This window comes from Marinactinospora rubrisoli (genome assembly GCF_042664915.1).
Taxonomy (GTDB): domain Bacteria; phylum Actinomycetota; class Actinomycetes; order Streptosporangiales; family Streptosporangiaceae; genus Marinitenerispora; species Marinitenerispora rubrisoli.
On record NZ_JBHTBH010000007.1, the window covers coordinates 172132 to 189949 of the forward strand.

The 17818-nt window shown below is 72.6% G+C and carries 16 protein-coding genes; 13 read left to right on the forward strand and 3 right to left on the reverse strand.

The genetic code is table 11. From position 1 onward, the window contains the following. Positions 1-6: 6 nt before the first annotated feature. Positions 7-633 (forward strand): RNA polymerase sigma factor, encoded by a 627-nt coding sequence (locus tag ACFQRF_RS16035; RefSeq protein ID WP_379871902.1) that lies wholly within the window; start codon positions 7-9, stop codon positions 631-633. Between the two features lie 61 nt (positions 634-694). On the opposite strand, the gene ACFQRF_RS16040 is transcribed toward ACFQRF_RS16035, so the two are convergent. Together ACFQRF_RS16040 and ACFQRF_RS16045 are read right to left on the reverse strand one after the other, a co-directional pair. Then, complete coding sequence (locus tag ACFQRF_RS16040) at positions 695-2299, reverse strand: serine hydrolase domain-containing protein (RefSeq protein WP_379871903.1); 1605 nt, start codon at positions 2297-2299, stop codon at positions 695-697. A gap of 599 nt (positions 2300-2898) precedes the next feature. Then, the gene (locus ACFQRF_RS16045; RefSeq protein ID WP_379871904.1) at positions 2899-3417 is read right to left on the reverse strand and encodes an inorganic diphosphatase; all 519 of its coding nucleotides are present in this window, start codon (positions 3415-3417) and stop codon (positions 2899-2901) included. Between the two features lie 167 nt (positions 3418-3584). On the opposite strand from ACFQRF_RS16045, the gene dacB reads away from it, so the two are divergent. Then, positions 3585-4865, forward strand: coding sequence for a D-alanyl-D-alanine carboxypeptidase/D-alanyl-D-alanine endopeptidase (dacB, locus tag ACFQRF_RS16050; RefSeq protein WP_379872089.1), 1281 nt, complete (start codon positions 3585-3587; stop codon positions 4863-4865). A gap of 98 nt (positions 4866-4963) precedes the next feature. Beyond that, a complete protein-coding gene (locus ACFQRF_RS16055) occupies positions 4964-6082 on the forward strand; it encodes a zinc-dependent metalloprotease (RefSeq protein WP_379872090.1) in 1119 nt (372 codons plus the stop codon). Positions 6083-6119: 37 nt separating this feature from the next. Here the strand turns inward: ACFQRF_RS16055 and ACFQRF_RS16060 are convergent, their stop codons facing one another. Next, positions 6120-6764 carry a DUF6221 family protein gene (locus ACFQRF_RS16060; RefSeq protein WP_379871905.1) on the reverse strand — a complete coding sequence of 215 codons (645 nt, stop codon included), beginning with the start codon at positions 6762-6764 and terminating at the stop codon, positions 6120-6122. A gap of 159 nt (positions 6765-6923) precedes the next feature. On the opposite strand from ACFQRF_RS16060, the gene tilS reads away from it, so the two are divergent. From tilS to ACFQRF_RS16110, 10 genes are all read left to right on the forward strand, one after another. Further along, entirely contained in the window at positions 6924-7895 is a 972-nt protein-coding gene (gene tilS, locus ACFQRF_RS16065) for a tRNA lysidine(34) synthetase TilS (protein ID WP_379871906.1), read from the forward strand. 247 nt (positions 7896-8142) lie between these two features. Continuing rightward, positions 8143-8697, forward strand: coding sequence for a hypoxanthine phosphoribosyltransferase (hpt, locus tag ACFQRF_RS16070; protein ID WP_379871907.1), 555 nt, complete (start codon positions 8143-8145; stop codon positions 8695-8697). A gap of 377 nt (positions 8698-9074) precedes the next feature. Beyond that, positions 9075-11141, forward strand: a complete 2067-nt coding sequence (gene ftsH, locus ACFQRF_RS16075; protein WP_379871908.1) for an ATP-dependent zinc metalloprotease FtsH — start codon at positions 9075-9077, stop codon at positions 11139-11141. Between the two features lie 14 nt (positions 11142-11155). Continuing rightward, entirely contained in the window at positions 11156-11761 is a 606-nt protein-coding gene (gene folE / locus ACFQRF_RS16080; protein ID WP_379872091.1) for a GTP cyclohydrolase I FolE, read from the forward strand. Between the two features lie 147 nt (positions 11762-11908). Then, positions 11909-12814, forward strand: coding sequence for a dihydropteroate synthase (folP, locus tag ACFQRF_RS16085; RefSeq protein WP_379871909.1), 906 nt, complete (start codon positions 11909-11911; stop codon positions 12812-12814). Then, a complete protein-coding gene (locus ACFQRF_RS16090; RefSeq protein WP_379871910.1) occupies positions 12811-13248 on the forward strand; it encodes a nuclear transport factor 2 family protein in 438 nt (145 codons plus the stop codon). The genes folP and ACFQRF_RS16090 overlap by 4 nt, the downstream gene beginning before the upstream one ends. 58 nt (positions 13249-13306) lie before the next feature. Continuing rightward, positions 13307-13681, forward strand: coding sequence for a dihydroneopterin aldolase (folB, locus tag ACFQRF_RS16095; RefSeq protein WP_379872092.1), 375 nt, complete (start codon positions 13307-13309; stop codon positions 13679-13681). Further along, positions 13665-14186, forward strand: a complete 522-nt coding sequence (gene folK / locus ACFQRF_RS16100; protein ID WP_379871911.1) for a 2-amino-4-hydroxy-6-hydroxymethyldihydropteridine diphosphokinase — start codon at positions 13665-13667, stop codon at positions 14184-14186. The genes folB and folK overlap by 17 nt, the downstream gene beginning before the upstream one ends. Continuing rightward, positions 14187-14687 (forward strand): DUF3180 domain-containing protein, encoded by a 501-nt coding sequence (locus tag ACFQRF_RS16105; RefSeq protein ID WP_379871912.1) that lies wholly within the window; start codon positions 14187-14189, stop codon positions 14685-14687. It begins immediately after the preceding gene. Positions 14688-14775: 88 nt separating this feature from the next. Further along, positions 14776-15369, forward strand: a complete 594-nt coding sequence (locus tag ACFQRF_RS16110) for a PH domain-containing protein (protein WP_379871913.1) — start codon at positions 14776-14778, stop codon at positions 15367-15369. Positions 15370-17818 lie beyond the last annotated feature (2449 nt).

Here is a 17818-nt window from a genome sequence, read left to right on the forward strand (position 1 = left end):
GTGATCATGACGGACCGGGATCTCGTCAGAGCACTCCGCTCCAGCCGCGTGCCGGCCGCCAGCTCCTGTGCGCAGCTCTACGACGCCTACGGCGCGGAGCTGTACCAGCGCTGCTGGCGCACGCTCCGCGACTCCGACGCCGCGCAGGCCGCGGTGCGGGACACGCTCATCGTGGCGCGCTCACATGTGGACCAGCTCACCGACCCGACCCGGTTGCGGGACTGGCTGTTCGCCATCGCGAGCGCAGAGTGCGAGCGGCACCGGGAGACCGTCGAGGCGCTCGACGGGCCGGACGCGCGGCCGGTGGGCGAGGCGGCCGGCAGCGCCGACGGTCCGGAACCGCACCTGCCGCCGGCGTCGCTGCGGCTGCGGGTGCTCAGCTGTGTCAGCTCTCCCGGGTTCGCCGGGTACCGGGCGCACGTGGCCGAGCGGGCCGACCGGTTCGACCGGCACGGCTTCCCGGATCCCCAGCCCCGCCCCCGGGACCGGCCCAGCTCGTACGTGCTGCCGGGCCTCCTGGTGGCCGTCTGCGCGCTGCTCCTGCTGCTCCTCGTCGTCGTGGAGTTCCTGGAGGTGGCACCCGGCGCCGTGAGCGGCTGGACGGTGGGAACGCTGCCCAGCCGCAACGGCTGACGGCGACCGGCGAGGCCGGCCGCTCGGCGGGCAGCGCGCCCGTTCACGGGGCTGGCACCGCTCAGAGGTAGGCGACCGAGAACGCCCAGAGCATCAGCGCGGCCAGCCCGGTGGAGCACACGACGGAGAGCGCGAAGAACGGGATCCTGATCCAGCGCACCCGGGCGCGCACGGCCGGGACCCGCGGCCAGTACCAGACCCCCACCACGAGCGCGGCGACCACCAGCCCCAGAGCCAGCCCCCACACGGCGATCGGCGTGTACACCCAGCCGCCGGTGCGCAGCACCACGAGCAGCACGGCGAGCGCGCCCAGTGGCATCGAGACGATCCGCAGGCGGTCGAGCGGGCGCTGCCCGACCAGCGTGCGGCGGCGCAGCATCAGCGTCACCGCGAGCAGCGGAGGCAGCAGCACGAGCGGAAGCGTGAGCGCCAGCGTCATCGCGGGCGTCATGGTGGTCGAGCCGTCGGCCACCGTCGGGACGTCCGGGGCACCCATGACCCGCGCGCCGATCAGCGAGGCGTCCACCTGGAAACTGTTCGACACCGCCACCACCGCCCGGTCGTCCTGGACGGCCACGAACGCGCTGGAGCCGTAGGTGCCCCCACTGTGCTGCAGCAGCTCGACGCCGTCGCCGAACTCCGTGGTCATCCAGGCCAGGCCCAGCCGGGTCTCGGGGACCGGGCCGTCGTGGGTCGGCCGCACCGCCGACATGCCGGGCGCGCTGCCGTCCATCACCGCGCGCGCCAGGCGGGTGAGGTCGGCCGCCGTGGTCCACGTGCCGATACCGGCCGGTGCGTAAGAGGTGGTGTGCCACGGCTCGACGCGGGCCCCCGCCTCCCAGTGCGGCAGTGCGGCTCCGGGCGGCGGCCCGTCGAGGTCGGCGCCGATGATGACCGTGTCCGACATCCCGAGCGGGTCCAGCACCCGGTCCCGCACGAGTTCGGGGTACGGGGTCCCGGTCTCGCGGGCCAGCGCCTCGCCGAGCACCGCGAAGCCGAAGTTGGAGTACGCCCACTCGCCGGGGGTGACCGGCACGGCCACGGCGAGTGAATCCGCGACGGGCGGTTGCCAGGCGTAGGCGTCGTTCAGGGTGAGGCCGCCCGAGACCCCGGCCGCCCACATGCCCTCCATGGGCATCCGCGCCAGTCCCGAATGGTGGGTGGCCAGCTCCTCCAGGGTGATGTCGGCGACGTCCGGAGTGGCGAAGTCCACGTCGGTGAAGACCTCGCCGAGCGTGCGGTCCAGTTCCACCTCGCCGTTCTCGGCGAGGTCGGCCAGGGTCATGGCGGTGATCACCTTGAACACCGACCCGGTCTCGAACGAGGTGTCGGCGGTGACGGGGGCCGTGCCGTCGGTGGTGCCCGCCGTCACGGCCGACGTGGTGCCGCCGTCGACGAGGGTCACCGAGAGCCCCTGGACCTGTGCTTCCCGGCCGCCCAGGGCCTCGGTGACCGCGTCGGCGAGCGCGGGGTCGCCCTCGACTTCGACGGGACCGGAACCGCCCATGGGCAGCAGGAGCGATGCCGTCACACCCACGACCGCGCCGACGGCCAGCGCGCCGCCCCACACCCGTACGGGCGCGCGCGGCGGGCGGTGCCGCCGGGCGGCCTCCGGTGCGGCGGGCCGGGTGAACGAGGGGGAACCAGGAAGGTGCGGGGAGGTCATGCCGCCAGCATGGCGACGGCCGGATCCCGGCGGCAGACGGCGATGTCACCCGCTCCATGTGCCGGATCACCGGCCCGCGCGTGACATTCGCGGGCGGATGAGATGACGGATGTCACCAGTCCCGCTCGTCGGGTCGCTGCTGGGGGTCGGCTGGTCGTGTTCGCCTTCTCGTTCGCTGTGCCGGCCCCGCGGTGGGCCTTCGGCTTGGGCGGCGCCAGCTCCGCTCACTCGTCGGCTGCACCGGTGTTTGCTGGTCGTGTTCGTCGTTTCGCTTTCCTGCGCCGTCGATGCGGGATGGCCTTCGGTGGGGGCATCGACGGCTCCGGACGCTCAGCGACTCGCACTTGGTGTCGGCTGGTCGTGTTCGCCTTCTCGTTCGCTGTGCCGGCCCCGCGGTGGGCCTTCGGCTTGGGCGGCGCCAGCTCCGCTCACTCGTCGGCTGCACCGGTGTTTGCTGGTCGTGTTCGTCGTTTCGCTTTCCTGCGCCGCCGATGCGGGATGGCCTCCGGTGGGGGCATCGACGGCTCCGGACGCTCAGCGACTCGCACTCCGTGCGGGACCGGCGCGGGCGTGTTCTCCACACCGGTCCGCATCGTCGGCTAGTCGATCTTGATGTGCGTCGTGTCGCCGTGCCCTCCGTGCTTCTGGGCGCGCTCGATGGACGCCTTGATCTCCTGCTCGGCGTCGTGCCGGCCGACCCAGGTCGCGCCCTCGACGGACTTGCCGGGCTCCAGGTCCTTGTAGACCGTGAAGAAGTGCTGGATCTCCAGGCGCTCGAACTCGTTCACGTGGTGAATGTCACGCAGGTGCTCCATGCGCGGGTCGGTCGACGGAACGCACAGCACCTTGTCGTCGCCCCCGGCCTCGTCGCGCATCCGGAACATGCCGATCGCGCGGCACCGGATCAGGCAGCCCGGGAACGTAGAGTGCTTGAGCAGGACCAACGCGTCCAGCGGGTCGCCGTCGTCGCCGAGCGTGCCTTCGATGAACCCGTAGTCGGCGGGATAGCTCGTCGAGGTGAACAGCATCCGGTCCAGACGGATCCGGCCGGTTTCGTGGTCCATCTCGTACTTGTTGCGCTCGCCCTTGGGGATCTCGATCGTTACGTCGAATTCCATGCTGATTCTCGGCTTCCCTTACGACTAGTGTCGCTACGACGGTTTCAGGTTTTCGCGATGCCAGAGGAAGGCAGGTACCGGGGGTGCGGCACGATCGAGTCTGGGCTCTCCTCACCTTGGCCTCGCTCAACATTTTCGTGCTCGTGGCAGGTGTGGTCGCCTGGGATGTGATCGCGTCCCGCCCTCCGGAGACCGTGGCCCATCCGGTCGCTCTCGCCGAGGAGGCGCCGGCCCCGGCGGCGTCGACCGCGGAGCCGGTCGATCCGCATCGGCTCGCGGACACGCTCGATGATCGCATGTCAGCGTCAGGGATCAGCGAGGGGCTCTCGGCCTACGTGGTCGACGCGGAGACCGGCGCGACGCTGTTCGCCCAGGGCGAAGGCCAGGCGGCCGTCCCGGCGTCCACCACCAAGGGAGTCACGGCGGTGGCCGCCCTGCAGGCGCTCGGCCCCGACGCGCGCATCACGACCGACGTCGTCCAAGGCGCCGCGCCCGACCAGATCATCCTGGTCGGCGGTGGCGACCCGACCCTCACCGAGGTCGTGCGCCCCGGCGAGTACCCCCGGCTGGCCACCCTGGAGGAGCTGGCCGACTCCACCGCCGGCGAGCTGCTCGCCGCCGGTGTGCGGTCCGTGCGCCTCGGCTACGACGACTCCGCTTACACCGGCTCCGAGATGGGGCCGGGCTGGAAGCCCGGCTACGTGTCCGAGGGAAGCGTCGCCCCCGTGCACGCGCTGATGATGGACGGCGGACGCGTGTATCGCGAGGAGCGCTACACCGAGCGGGTCGGCGACCCGCCGCGGGTGGCGGCCGAGGCGTTCGCGCGGCAGCTCGACGCCGCCGGGATCACCGTGCAGGGCGCGCCCGCTCCCGCCACCGCGGCGGCCGACGCGACGCCGGTGGCCAGCGTGGAGTCCGCACCGGTCTCGGCACTGGTCGAGAGAATGATGCTGGAGAGCGACAACAACATCGCCGAGGCGCTGGCCCGTCAGGTCGCCAAGGCCGAAGGTGAGGAAATGTCCTTCCAGGGCGGCTCGGTGGCCGTCGAGCGGGTCATCTCCGGGCTGGGGGTGACCGACGTGCAGGTCGACGATGGCAGCGGGCTCTCGGTCAACAACCGGATCACCCCGAAGGCGCTGGTGGACCTGCTGCGGATCGCCTCCGACGACGCCCACCCCGACCTGCACTACGCGGTGAGCGGCCTGCCCACGGCACGCTTCACCGGCACGCTCTCGGACCGCTACGCGGCGAGCGGGCCTTCCGCCGCGGGTGCGGGTCTCATCCGTGCCAAGACCGGCACCCTCAACGGGGTGAGCACGCTCGCCGGCACCGCCTACGACGCCGAGGGCCGGCTGCTGCTCTTCGCGTTCATGGCCAATGACCCGGCCGCCGAGGGACGCATCCTGGACGGCTTCGCCAGCGCACTGGTGGAGTGCGACTGCCCCTGATCCGCACGCCGCCCCCTCCGGGTAACCCTGGGGAAACCCCGAAATCCAAGCGGGATCCGGTGTGGACGCCGGCCAGCGGGTACGGTGAATTCGTGAGCCTGATCGACTGGGACGTAGCCGTCAATACCGGTGCCCGCCTCGTGCGGCCCGGTCCGCAGGTGGACCTGGCCGAGGCCCGGGAGGCGGTGGCGCAGCTCCGGGAGCTGTCCGTCACCGCGCAGGGCCATGTCCGCGAGTTCACCGGGATGCACAGCCTGGAGCCGGCCGGCCCCGCGGTCATCGTCGACCGTCCCGGGTGGATCAAGGCCAACGTCGACGGATTCCGCGTGGTCCTGGAGCCGCTGCTGGACCGCATGAGCTCGGGCCGGCTGGGCAGCACCGCCGGGTCCATCACCACCGCCGTGGGGTCGCGCATCACCGGCGTCCAGCTCGGGGCGGTGCTCGCCTACCTCGCCGGCCGGGTCCTCGGGCAGTACGAGCTGTTCCTGCCGCCCGACCCCGACGGCCGCGCGCCCACCGGCCGGCTGACCCTGGTGGCGCCCAACATCGTGCACGCCGAGCGCGAGCTGAACGTCGACACCCGCGACTTCCGCATGTGGGTCTGCCTGCACGAGGAGACGCACCGCACCCAGTTCACCTCCACCACCTGGCTGCGCGACTACGTGCAGGAGCAGATGCGGGAGTTCCTGCTCGCCTCCGACGTCGACGCCGCGGCGTTCCTCGACCGGCTGCGCGCGGCCGGAGAAGCCGTCGCCGAGGCGGTCCGCGGCGGCGAGGCCAACCTGATCGACGCCATCCAGAGCCCGGTGCAGAGCGAGATCCTCGACCGCATCACCGCGGTCATGACGCTCGCCGAAGGGCACGGCGACTACGTGATGGACGCGGTCGGCCCCGAGGTCGTGCCATCGGTCGCGGAGATCCGCCGCAAGTTCCAGCGCCGCCGCGAGGGCGGCAACCGGCTCGACAAGATCATCCGCCAGTTGCTCGGCCTCGACCTGAAGATGAAGCAGTACGAGGAGGGCGCGGCGTTCGTCCGCACCGTGGTCGGCGAGGTGGGCATGGCCGACTTCAACCGTGTGTGGGAGTCACGCGAGACCCTCCCCACCATGCAGGAGATCCGCAACCCGCAGGAGTGGATCGACCGGGTCGTGCGCGCCCCCGAACTTCCGCCCGCCGACGCTGACGACGTGCCGCCGCAGGCGCCGCCCGCCGAGTGACCCGCGGGCCGCGGGGCCGCGGTGCCTCAGGCGGGCGTCAGGGCCGCCACTCCGGGCGGTAGTCCGGGTGGTCGGCGTAGGGGGCGGCCAGGCACCGCACCACGTGGTCCGCCCACTGAGCCCCCTTTTCGCCGATCGCCGACATCACGGGGTCGGCCCGCAGCGCGGCGTCCTCGCTCTCCCGGAGCAGCTCCAGCGCGTGGTCCAGCAGCCGGTGGCCGCTCTCGACCTCCGCGAGTGTGCGGCCGGGCGCGTGCCGGGCGATGTGCGTGGCCGCGCCGAACGTCACCGGTCCGGTGGCCAGGATCCAGTGCGGGGACCAGTCCAGGTCCGGGCGCCGCGGCGGGTACTCCTCGCGGCTGCGCAGATGGAGTGGACCGTCCTCCGGGACGCCGGCGCGGACCGATCGTTCGCGTCCCCGGTACCGGGTGCGCTCCCGTTGCGGGGCCGTGCCGGGAGGAAGGCCGGTCGTGCCCAGCCGCCAGATCCCGGGGTCCTCCAGCGGAAGCGGGGACCCGGACGGCGCGACCCACTGCCAGCGCTCCCCGGGCAGCTTCGGCTCCATCTCCGGGAAGGCCGCCGGCCGATGCACGTCGCTGACCGGGTGGGAAGCGGCCCGTGCGACGTCCGCGTCCTCGTCCAGCCGCGCCCGGACGAACGCGACGATCGCCATCGTTGTCATGCCGCCATCCTTCCCGAAGCGGGCGGCGGACGGAACGGGCCGGTGCCGTTCCGGCGCCGGGCGCGCATCCGGGCGCCGCGACGGCGTAGGTTGGCCTCAGAGGCGCCGCCGGGGAGCCACCGCGCGGCCGAGCGGACCATGGCCATCCAGGGGGAGCGTATGAGCGGTCCGGCGCCGTCCGTCGCCGCCGTGCGGGTGGCGGTGCGCCGCGCGCTCGCGGGCGTCGCCGCCGGCGACCTCGTGCTCGTCGCGTGCAGCGGCGGGGCGGACTCGCTCGCGTTGGCCGCGGCCACCGCCTTCGTCGCGCCGCGCCTCGGCCTGCGTGCCGGCGGGGTGACCGTCGACCATGGACTGCAACCCGGCTCGGCCGACCAGGCGGCGGAGGTCGTCCGGGTGCTGTGCGGGCTCGGCCTGGACCCGGTCGACTCCGTCGCGGTGGCGGTGGGCACGGCCGGCGGGCCGGAAGGCGCCGCCCGTGCCGCCCGCTATGCCGCGCTGGATCGGGTGGCCGGCGAACGCGGTGCCGCCGCGGTGCTGCTCGGGCATACCCGCGACGACCAGGCCGAGACCGTACTGCTCCGGCTGGCCCGCGGCTCGGGCGCCCGCTCGCTGGCGGGCATGGCCCCCGGCAGCGGGCGCTACCTGCGCCCGCTGCTCGACCTGGACCGGGCGACCGTGCACGCGGCGGCGGCGGACATGGGGTTGCGTCCCTGGCAGGACCCGCACAACACCGACCCCGCCTACGCGCGCTCCCGCGTCCGGAACGCGGCGCTGCCCGCCCTGGAGGACGCCCTGGGTCCCGGCATCGCGGCGGCGCTCGCCCGGACCGCAGCCCTGCTCCGCGACGACGCGGACGCGCTGGACGGCTGGGCGAATCGCGCCGCCGCCGAGGCCGGCCGCGGACCGGGGGAGCTGGACGCCGTGGTGCTCGCCGGCCTGCCGCGCGCCGTGCGCACCCGGGTGCTGCGCCGGACCGCGCTCGCCGTCGGCTGCCCGGCCGGGGCACTGACCGCCGGCCACGTGGCCGAACTCGACCGCCTGGTGACCGACTGGCGCGGTCAGGCGCACGTCGACCTGCCCGGCGGCCGGCGCGGCCGCCGGGTCGGGGCGCGGATCGTCCTCGGCCAGTGAGCTCCCCGCCCGCAGCCGCTCGGAGGGTCTGTCCCGCTCCGCAGCCGCTCGGGCTGGCCGTCCCGCTCCGCAGCCGCTCGGACAGCCCTTCCCGCTCCGCAGCCGCTCGGGCTGGCCCCGCTCAGCCCCCGAGCCGGGCGGGTGGCCGGGCCTCCCGGCTTCGGGGCCGCCCTCCTGGTGCGGATTCATCCCCTTATCCTGGGGGACGTTCCGGCAACCGTTAGCTGAGCAGCGAGGACACGTAAGCGTGGACGCGAAAGACATGGCCGACGCCCTGGAGCAGGTCCTGGTCACCGAGGAGCAGATCAGGGCCCGCACCCGGGAGCTGGCCGCCGAGATCGACGCCGACTACGCCGGTAAGGACCTGCTGCTCGTCGGCGTCCTCAAGGGCGCGGTCATGGTGATGGCGGACCTGGCGCGCGAGCTGCACCACCCCTGTGAGATGGACTGGATGGCGGTGTCCTCCTATGGCGCCGGCACCACGTCATCCGGTGTGGTGCGCATCCTCAAGGATCTGGACGCCGACATCAGCGGCCGCAACGTGCTGATCGTCGAGGACGTCATCGACTCCGGACTGACCCTCTCGTGGCTGGTCGGCAACCTGCGCTCGCGCGGCCCGGAGTCCGTGGAGATCTGCACCCTGGTGCGCAAGCCCCTGGCACTCGACATCGACCTGGACGTCAGGTACGTGGGCTTCGACCTGCCGAACGAGTTCATCGTCGGTTACGGTCTGGACTACGCCGAGAAGTACCGCAACCTGCCGTTCATCGGAACGCTGGCGCCGCACATGTACCAGAGCTGAGCCGCCGGACCCCGTCCCCGGCGGGAAATGCGGGGCCGATTCGCCGCCCCGCCGGACCGGAGTCCGCGTGAACGGGAACAATGGGGCCATCCGCAAGCGTTGCTGTCATGACGGACGCACCGTGAGCGGGTGGCCCATCGGGTGAATGCGGTCGGCCACGGCTGGGGTGTACCGTCGGTTATCCCGGCATCATTGTAGGGAGCACATGTCCGATAGGTCCCGCTTCCGGCGGCCATAGGAGGCCCTCCGGCTGGCCGGGCGATCGCCGGCGCGCCGTCCGCGCGCCGCCCCGCCCGCCTTCCCGGGTTCGGCCCCTCTGTGGTTCTCGGGGCAGGCCGCCTGGTCAGGAGGGACGGACCCAGCGGGGTTCCGTATAGATGAATCTGAAGCGTTTGTACCGTGGGCCATGGCTCTGGCTTCTGGCCATCGCCCTCATGATCATTGTTGTTACCCAATTCACGGGTTGGGGCTCCGGTGACGGTCATCAGAAGATCGACACCTCGCGTGTCTTCGCCCTGATCCAGCAGGACCAGGTGCGCGATGCCCGGATCATCGACAAAGAACAGCGCATCGAGCTGACCACGACCCAGGGTGACAGCTACGAAGCCTACTGGGTCGACGGTCAGGGGTACGAGCTCGCCCAGCAGCTGCAGGAGCAGCAGCAGGACGGCCACCTCGAAGCCTACGACGTCGAGGTCCCCCAAGACAGCGTGTTCGTGTCGCTGCTGTTCAGCTTCCTGCCGCTGGTGATCATCATCGGCATCTTCCTGTTCATCATGAACCAGATGCAGGGCGGCGGCTCGCGGGTGATGAACTTCGGCAAGTCCAAGGCCAAGCTCATCACCAAGGACACCCCGAAGAGCACCTTCGCCGATGTCGCGGGTGCCGACGAGGCCATCGAGGAGCTGCAGGAGATCAAGGAGTTCCTGCAGAACCCGGCCAAGTTCCAGTCGATGGGGGCGAAGATCCCCAAGGGCGTGCTGCTCTACGGCCCGCCCGGCACCGGTAAGACGCTGCTGGCCCGCGCGGTCGCCGGCGAGGCCGGCGTGCCCTTCTACTCCATCTCCGGCTCCGACTTCGTCGAGATGTTCGTGGGTGTCGGCGCCTCCCGGGTGCGCGACCTCTTCGAGCAGGCCAAGGCCAACGCGCCGGCCATCATCTTCATCGACGAGATCGACGCCGTCGGCCGGCATCGCGGTGCGGGCCTCGGCGGCGGGCACGACGAGCGCGAGCAGACGCTGAACCAGATGCTCGTGGAGATGGACGGCTTCGACGTCAAGGGCGGCGTGATCCTCATCGCCGCGACCAACCGGCCGGACATCCTCGACCCCGCGCTGCTGCGTCCGGGCCGCTTCGACCGCCAGATCGTGGTCGACCGCCCCGACCTGGAGGGCCGTAAGGGCATCCTGCGGGTGCACGCCAAGGGCAAGCCCATCGACCCCGAGGTCGACATGGACGTCATCGCCCGGCGTACTCCCGGCTTCACCGGGGCCGACCTCGCCAACGTCATCAACGAGGCCGCGCTGCTCACCGCCCGCGCCGGCCACAACCAGATCGACATGACCACGCTGGAGGAGGCCATCGACCGCGTCATGGCCGGCCCCGAGCGCAAGACCCGGGTCATGTCCGACGCCGAGAAGAAGATGATCGCCTACCACGAGGGCGGGCACGCTCTGGTGGCGCACGCGCTGCCGAACGCCGACCCCGTGCACAAGGTGACCATCCTGCCGCGTGGCCGGGCGCTGGGGTACACCATGACCCTGCCCATGGAGGACAAGTTCCTCTCCACGCGCTCGGAGATGATGGACCAGCTGGCCATGATGCTGGGCGGACGCGCCGCCGAGGAGCTCGTGTTCCACGAGCCCACCACGGGCGCCGCCAACGACATCGAGAAGGCCACCTCGCTGGCCCGCAACATGATCACCGAGTACGGCATGAGCGAGCGGCTGGGCGCGCGCAAGTTCGGCGACGGCAACACCGAGCCGTTCCTCGGGCGCGAGATGTCGCACAGCCGCGACTACTCCGAGGAGATCGCCTCCATCATCGACGAGGAGGTCCGCCGCCTCATCGAGTCCGCGCACGATGAGGCATGGGAGGTCCTGGTCGAGTACCGCGAGGTTCTCGACAACCTGGTGCTGGGGCTGCTGGACAAGGAGACCCTCACCAAGGAGGAGGTCCTGGAGATCTTCGCGCCCATCGAGAAGCGCCCGTCGCGCGGCTCGTACAAGGGGTACGGCAAACGGCAGCCGTCGACCAAGCCGCCGGTCCAGACGCCCAAGGAGCTGGCGCTGCTCGGACCGCAGGACGTCGAGGAGCTGACCGGCAACAATGGGCGCTCTGCCTGGCGGCCCGACTCGGAGAGCCGGACCGAGGGTGACACCACGGGCTCCGCCGGGGACTCCGAGTCCTCCGGGGAGAGCCCCGGACCCGAGGACAGAGGGTGACTGAGCCCACCGAGGTGACCGGCGAGTTTCCGGAGGCGGAACCCGCCGCCGGAACCGTCGATCTGCTGCGGATCGAGAAGGCGGTCCGGGAGATCCTCCTCGCCATCGGGGAGGATCCCGACCGCGACGGCCTGCGGGACACCCCGGCACGGGTGGCCCGTGCCTACGCGGAGCAGTTCGCCGGCCTCTACCAGCGGCCGGAGGACGTGCTGACCACGGTGTTCGACGCCGGGCACGACGAGATCGTCCTGGTCAAGGACATCGAGATGTACTCGATGTGCGAGCACCATCTCGTGCCCTTCTACGGGGTCGCGCACGTCGGCTACATCCCCAACGCCGACGGGCGGATCACCGGCCTGTCCAAGCTGGCCCGGCTGGTCGACATGTTCGCCCGCCGGCCGCAGGTGCAGGAGCGGCTGACCACGCAGATCGCCGACGCGGTCAACGACCTGCTGGATCCGCGCGGCGTCATCGTGGTGATCGAGGCCGAGCACCTGTGCATGACGATGCGCGGGGTGCGCAAGCCCGGAGCCAAGACGGTGACGTCCGCGGTGCGCGGCGACTTCCGCAACCGTGATCGCACCCGGGCCGAGGCGATGAGCCTGATCCTGGGCCGGTGACGGCACAGGGTCCACCGCGGCACCGCCTTCCGGCGCCCGGTCTCCGCGAGCGGAGGCCGGGCGCCGGCGCGTTGCGGCCCGCCGCGACGGCGGGCACGCTGGGGGACGGGGTGCTCGTGGCGGACCGGAAATCATAGGGTGGCGAATATGACGTCGATGGTGAAGCTTCCCGGACTGCCCGATCTCGGGCGGTGCCTGGTGATGGGGGTCGTCAACGTCACCCCGGACTCGTTCTCCGACGGTGGCCGCTGGTTCGACCCCGGGCGCGCGATCGAGCACGGGCTGCGCATGGCCGAGGAAGGCGCGGACATCGTCGATGTCGGTGGCGAGTCCACCCGGCCCGGCGCGCAGCGCGTCTCCCTGGACGAGGAACTGCGCCGGGTGGGGCCCGTGGTGCGCGAGCTGGCCCGCCAGGGCGTGGTGGTCAGCGTCGACACCATGCGGGCGGAGGTGGCCGACTACGCGGTCGAGGCCGGCGCCCGGCTGGTCAACGACGTCAGCGGCGGCCTCGCCGATCCCGCCATGGCCCGGCTGGTGGCAAAGAGCGGTGTCGCGTATGTGTTGATGCACTGGCGTGGGCATAGTCATGACATGCAACGACGTGCGGAATACACCGATGTCGTCCAAGAGGTCCACGACGAGCTGCGGGTACGCATGGCGGCCATGGCCGAGGAGGGGGCGGATCCCAACCGGATCGTGCTCGATCCCGGACTCGGCTTCGCCAAGCGCCCGGACCTCGGTCACAACTGGGCGCTGCTCGCCCACCTCGACCGGTTCCACGAGCTGGGCCGCCCGATTCTCGTCGGCGGCTCCCGGAAACGCTTCCTCGGCCGGCTGCTGAGCGACGCCGAGGGTGCGCCCCGCGACTTCACCGGCTGCGACGACGCCACGGTGGCGCTGACCGCGCTGGCGGCGGCGCACGGCGCGTGGTGCGTACGGGTGCACGACGTCCGGCCGAACGCCGACGCGGTACGCGTCGCCGCCGCGTGGGGCAGCGCCGGTGCCGCGCTGGACGAGGGGCGCGCCGACCCGATCGGCCGGAGTCGCCAGTGAGGTCGCGACAGGAGATCATGGAGCGCGTGGCCGAGGCCAACGCGGAGTTCTACCAGGCCATCGAGAACGGCGACATCGACCAGATGCGCCGGGTCTGGGCCGAGGAGGACCAGGCGCCCGACCTCGTCTGCGTCAACCCCGGCTGGCCGCTGCTGCGCGGGCGGGCCGAGATCCTGCGCGCGTGGTCGCTGGTCATGGCCAATGTGCCCTACATCCAGTACGTGCTGACCGACACCCACATCGGGGTGAGCGGGGACGTCGCCATGGTCACCTGCGAGGAGAACGTGCTGACGGCCGAGGACGACAGCCCGGGGTTCGTGGCCGGCGGGCAGGTGGTCACCACCAACCTGTTCATCCGCACGGAGGAGGGCTGGCGGCTGTGGTCGCACCACGCGTCGCCGGTGATGCTGGATGAGGACGGGAGCGAGGACTGAGGTGCCCGAGGACCCGCTGAGGCCGGCGGCCGGATCCGTCGAGGGCGGGGCCACCGCGGTGCCGGACCGGATCGCACTGCGCGGATTGCGTGCCCGGGGGTATCACGGGGTATTTGACCATGAACGTCGCGATGGGCAGGATTTCGTGATCGACGTCGTTCTGGCCGTGGACACCCGCGCGGCCGCCCGGGACGACGACCTCACGCAGACCGTGCACTACGGAGAGCTCGCCGACCGCCTGGTCCACGTGGTCCAGGGCGAGCCGGTGAACCTCGTCGAGACGCTGGCCGACCGCCTGGCGGCGGTCTGCCTCGCCGAGCCGCGGGTGGCGGAGGTGGAGGTGACCGTGCACAAGCCGCACGCCCCCATCCCGCACCCGTTCGACGACGTGACCGTGACGATCCTACGGAGACGACATGAACAGCTGGGATGACGCTCGCAGGGTCGTCCTCTCACTCGGCAGCAATCTCGGTCAGCGGATGGACAACCTCCAGGGGGCGCTCGACTCCCTCTTCGACGCCAGGGGACTGCGGTTCGTGGCCGCATCGCCGGTGTACGAGACCGCCCCGGTGGGCGGTCCGGAGCAGGGGCCCTACCTCAACGCCATCGTGGTGGCCGACACCCTCCTCGGCCCGCAGACGCTGCTGGAGCGTGCGCAGAGCGTCGAGGAGGCGTTCGAACGGGTCCGCGACGTCCGGTGGGGGCCGCGGACGCTCGACGTTGACATCATCGTCTACGGTGACGAGGTGAGCGACGACCCCGACCTCACCCTGCCGCACCCCCACGCGCACGAGCGCGCGTTCGTGCTGCGCCCGTGGGCGGACGTCGATCCGGAGGCGCGGATCCCCGGGCGCGGCTCGGTGCGCGACCTTCTGACGGCGGTGCGTCACCAGGAAGTGCACCGTCGCGACGACCTCGTGCTGCAGGTTCCCGACTAGATGCACCAGGAACACCAGAACGGCCCCCAGGGCAGGATGCGGCCGACCGGCTGGCGGCTGCCCCTGGGCCTGGTCGTGGTCAGCGGAATGGTCGGCTTCCTCGTCGTCCGCCAGTTCTACAGCAGCCTTCCGGTACTGCCATGGACGGCGATCCCCACCTTGTCCCTGCTCGGAATCGGCGAGATCGTCACCGCGGTGCACATCCGCCGGCGGATCCGCCGGGCACCGGGCACTACACCCGTCGAGCCGCTCAGCGTCGCCCGGCTGGTCGCGCTGGCCAAGGCGAGCGCGGTCTTCGGGTCGCTCGTGGTCGGCCTGTTCGGCGGCATGGCGCTGGCGCTCGCCGACCGGCTGGAGATGGCGGCACCACGCGCCGACGCCGCCACCGCGGCGGGGACCGGGCTCGCCGGGCTGCTGCTGCTCGGCGCGGCGCTGTTCCTGGAGTACGCCTGCCGGGTCCCCACCGGCGATCGGGACCGTGACCCGCATGCGCCGGAGTGACCACGCGGACGGGCGCGGACGCGGCGGCATGCGGGGACGACGTGTCGGCATGCGCTCCAGATGGCCTTCGGGATGATTGACTGGAATCGTGGAGTTTGCCACCTCGAATGAGTCGCCCGAGGAACCCGGGACCGAGACCAGCGACGACGCCCGGACCACAGCGGTCCGGGCGGCGCAGACCGCCTCCGCGGTGGAGGCGGCCTTCGCGGCGCCGGCCGGCTCCTCATGGAGCCGGGTGTCGCCGGCCCTGACCCTGTACAACCGGCTCGCGCTCGCCGGAGTGCTGCTCCCGGCGACCGTCATCGCCGGTGCGGTCGCGGGCTTCGCGCTGGGCGCCGCGTGGGCGGTCGCCGTCGTCGTCCCACTGCTGGCGATCGGCGTCGCCGGCTGGCTGACCGCACCACGGGCGCGCGCCTCCTGGGGGTACGCCGAGGGCCGTACCGACTTCTATCTGACCTGCGGCGTCGTCATTCGGCAGCTGGTCGTCGTGCCCTACGGGCGCATGCAGGTGGTGGACGTCACCGCGAACCTGCTGGAACAGGCGCTGGGAATCGCCACGGTGCGGCTGCGCACGGCGGCCACCACCGCCGACGCGCGGATCCCCGGCCTGTCCCTGGACGAGGCCACCCGGCTGCGCGACCGCCTCGCGGCGCGCAGCGAGACGTTCTCCACGGGACTGTGACGCGTGAGCGAACCGAACGAGAACCCGGTAACCCCTGGAACACCGTGGGACCCCGACCGCCGGACCGCGGAGGACACCGCACCCGGCCAGCGCTCGGCGTCCCGCAGCGGCGGCTGGTTCGGCTGGCGCCGCCGCACCCCGTCCACCGGCTCCGAGCCGTCCGCCGCGAACGTCGGGGACCGCACCGGACCGTCCGCGGACTCGTCCGGCGATGAACCGGCCACGGAGCCCGATGCGGACCACACCGGCGACGCCGGGCCGCGCCGCGACGAGCGACCGGCCACGGAAGGGCCGGTGACGGACTCCGGTGATGGCGCGTCCGCACGTTCCCGGCCCGGGAACGCGACACCGCCCGCAGCGAGCGCCGACCGGCCCGGCGCGGACGAGAACGACTGGATCTTCGACGCTCCCGCCCGCCCCGGGCCGGACCGGCTACCGGTGCTCCGCCAGATCACCGCGCCGACCGATCCCTACCGGGTGGAGGACGTCGCCCCGCAGCCGATCGCCGGATGGTCCTTCGCCGACCTGAGATCCGCGGCAGGCGCCGGATCCGCGGACGGCCCCGGGAGCATGGCCACGACCGGGGACGCTCACGCGGAGAAGAAAGAGCACGCCCCCGCCGAGGCGCCGCAGAGCGACGACTCCGGCGGCGCGGGCGCTTCACCAGGGAGAACGCCGCCGTCCGAGCCGATTCGTGTCGCCAGGGGCACCGCCGACGGGTTCGGTCCGGAGGATGGCGAGCCTGCGACGACTTCACTGGCGGCCAGTGCCGCCACGGCCGACGGGGACCGCGTGCACGGGTCCGACGGCGTCACCGAGCCGGGTCGTGTGGCCATGGCCGACGCTGGGGAGTCCGGTCCGGAGGCCGGGCAGTCTGAGGCCGCCTCGTCGGTGGGGCGGGATGGGATAGCCGAGGACGCCCGCGAGGGCGCGTCGGACGATGTCGCTGAATCCGGACGCTCGGCCGGGGGACCGCCGGACCGTGCCGCCGCTGACGGTGCTGTGGCCACCGGGGACGGCTCGCGGCCGTCGGATGGCGACGGCCGCGGCGAGCCGGGGGGCCGGGAGAAGGCGCCGCCGAAGACGGACCGCACCCCATGGCAGGCTGCGGACGCCGGTGGGCCCGCAGATCCGATCGAGACCGACCGGGACGAGGCCGTCGACGGTGCCGTCCTGCCGGCCTCGGTGGCCGGTGCGGGAGCGCACTCCGATACGCCCGAGCCGGAGCATCCCGAGGACGCCGTGCGGGCTGAGCCGGGTAATGCGTCCCGAGAGCCCGCGGATCCCGCCCGCTCGTCAGGAGCCTCCGGAGACGGTGCCGGAGGTACCGAAGCCGCCGCGCCGAACACCGGAAGGCGGGAGGGTGCGGCGGCCCCTGCGTCGCCTGAGCGGGAGATGGCCGCAGCAGAGGTCCGGTCGTCGTTGGGGCTCGGTGGCGAGTCCGGACGCCCGGCGTCGGCGGCGGGCGCCGGGCGGGACGGGGCGGGTGAGAGCATCTCGTCGCCGAAGGACGGCGCGGGCCCGGCGTCGCGGACGTTGACGGTGACGGGTTCGGGCGGCGACGCGTCCGCGGCGGATCGCGCCGACGGGGCATCGGACTCTGCGCAGGGCCGCCACACGGACTCCGCCGGGTCGGCGCCGGTGGCGGAGGACCGTGAGGAGGCCGACGGCCCGTCCGCCCGTGGTCCCGTGGGATCGGATCGTCATGCGGGCCGAACGCCCGGAGCAGGGCGCACGACGCCCGCCGCGGACGGGACGCCACCGGCGGGAACCGGGCCCGGCGAGTCCGGTTGGGCGGCGGATGGTGGGCCGGGGGAGTCGCCGGACCCTGACCACGTCGCGGCCGATGGGACCGCTGGCCACCACCTGAACCGGGAGCGCACGACGGACCCGGTGCAGTCCACCGGTGGAGTGGACGGCGCCGCCGAGGCCGGACGGCACCTGGAAACCGGGGAGGGTACGCCGTCGGTTCAGGGCGGTGCCGCGCGCAGGCCGACGATCACGGCGACGTCCGGTTCGCGCCCCGGCTCGCAAGAGCCCGCGGGCGACGCGGCCGGACGCGCAGAGGAGGTGCCGCGAGGTATCGACGAGCGGCATCCGGTTAGACCTACAGGTGTGTCCAGGACTGACGACGGCGACGACCGGGACGGCGCGCATCCGCGGCCGGGTCCCGGGCGTGGCGATGCGAGCCACGACCGGTCCGTGGGGCGGCGCCCGGTGTTCGCGCCGCCGGAGGCGGGGATTCCGTGGCGAGGGCGGGCGGACGGCGCCGATGACGGCGCGGCCCCCGCCCCCGCCGGGCTTGCCGGGCACCAAGGGCGGGTGGCCGCCTGGACGTGGGAGACGCCGGTGTCCCACGCCGCGGACGAGGCGGGTGATCCGCGCGGACCGGACGCGTCTTCGTCGGCCTCTGACGGCCGCGCCGAGCACGCCGCCCCACGGGCCGGAA

What these genes read in the sequence shown, in the direction of transcription:
- folP (WP_379871909.1), top strand. Translation starts at nt 11,909, where the DNA reads ATGACGTCGATGGTGAAGCTTCCCGGACTGCCCGATCTCGGGCGGTGC.
- ACFQRF_RS16035 (WP_379871902.1), top strand. Translation starts at nt 7, where the DNA reads ATGACGGACCGGGATCTCGTCAGAGCACTCCGCTCCAGCCGCGTGCCG.
- ACFQRF_RS16040 (WP_379871903.1), bottom strand. Translation starts at nt 2,299, where the DNA reads ATGACCTCCCCGCACCTTCCTGGTTCCCCCTCGTTCACCCGGCCCGCC.
- folK (WP_379871911.1), top strand. Translation starts at nt 13,665, where the DNA reads ATGAACAGCTGGGATGACGCTCGCAGGGTCGTCCTCTCACTCGGCAGC.
- ACFQRF_RS16060 (WP_379871905.1), bottom strand. Translation starts at nt 6,764, where the DNA reads ATGACAACGATGGCGATCGTCGCGTTCGTCCGGGCGCGGCTGGACGAG.
- ftsH (WP_379871908.1), top strand. Translation starts at nt 9,075, where the DNA reads ATGAATCTGAAGCGTTTGTACCGTGGGCCATGGCTCTGGCTTCTGGCC.
- ACFQRF_RS16105 (WP_379871912.1), top strand. Translation starts at nt 14,187, where the DNA reads ATGCACCAGGAACACCAGAACGGCCCCCAGGGCAGGATGCGGCCGACC.
- ACFQRF_RS16045 (WP_379871904.1), bottom strand. Translation starts at nt 3,417, where the DNA reads ATGGAATTCGACGTAACGATCGAGATCCCCAAGGGCGAGCGCAACAAG.
- tilS (WP_379871906.1), top strand. Translation starts at nt 6,924, where the DNA reads ATGAGCGGTCCGGCGCCGTCCGTCGCCGCCGTGCGGGTGGCGGTGCGC.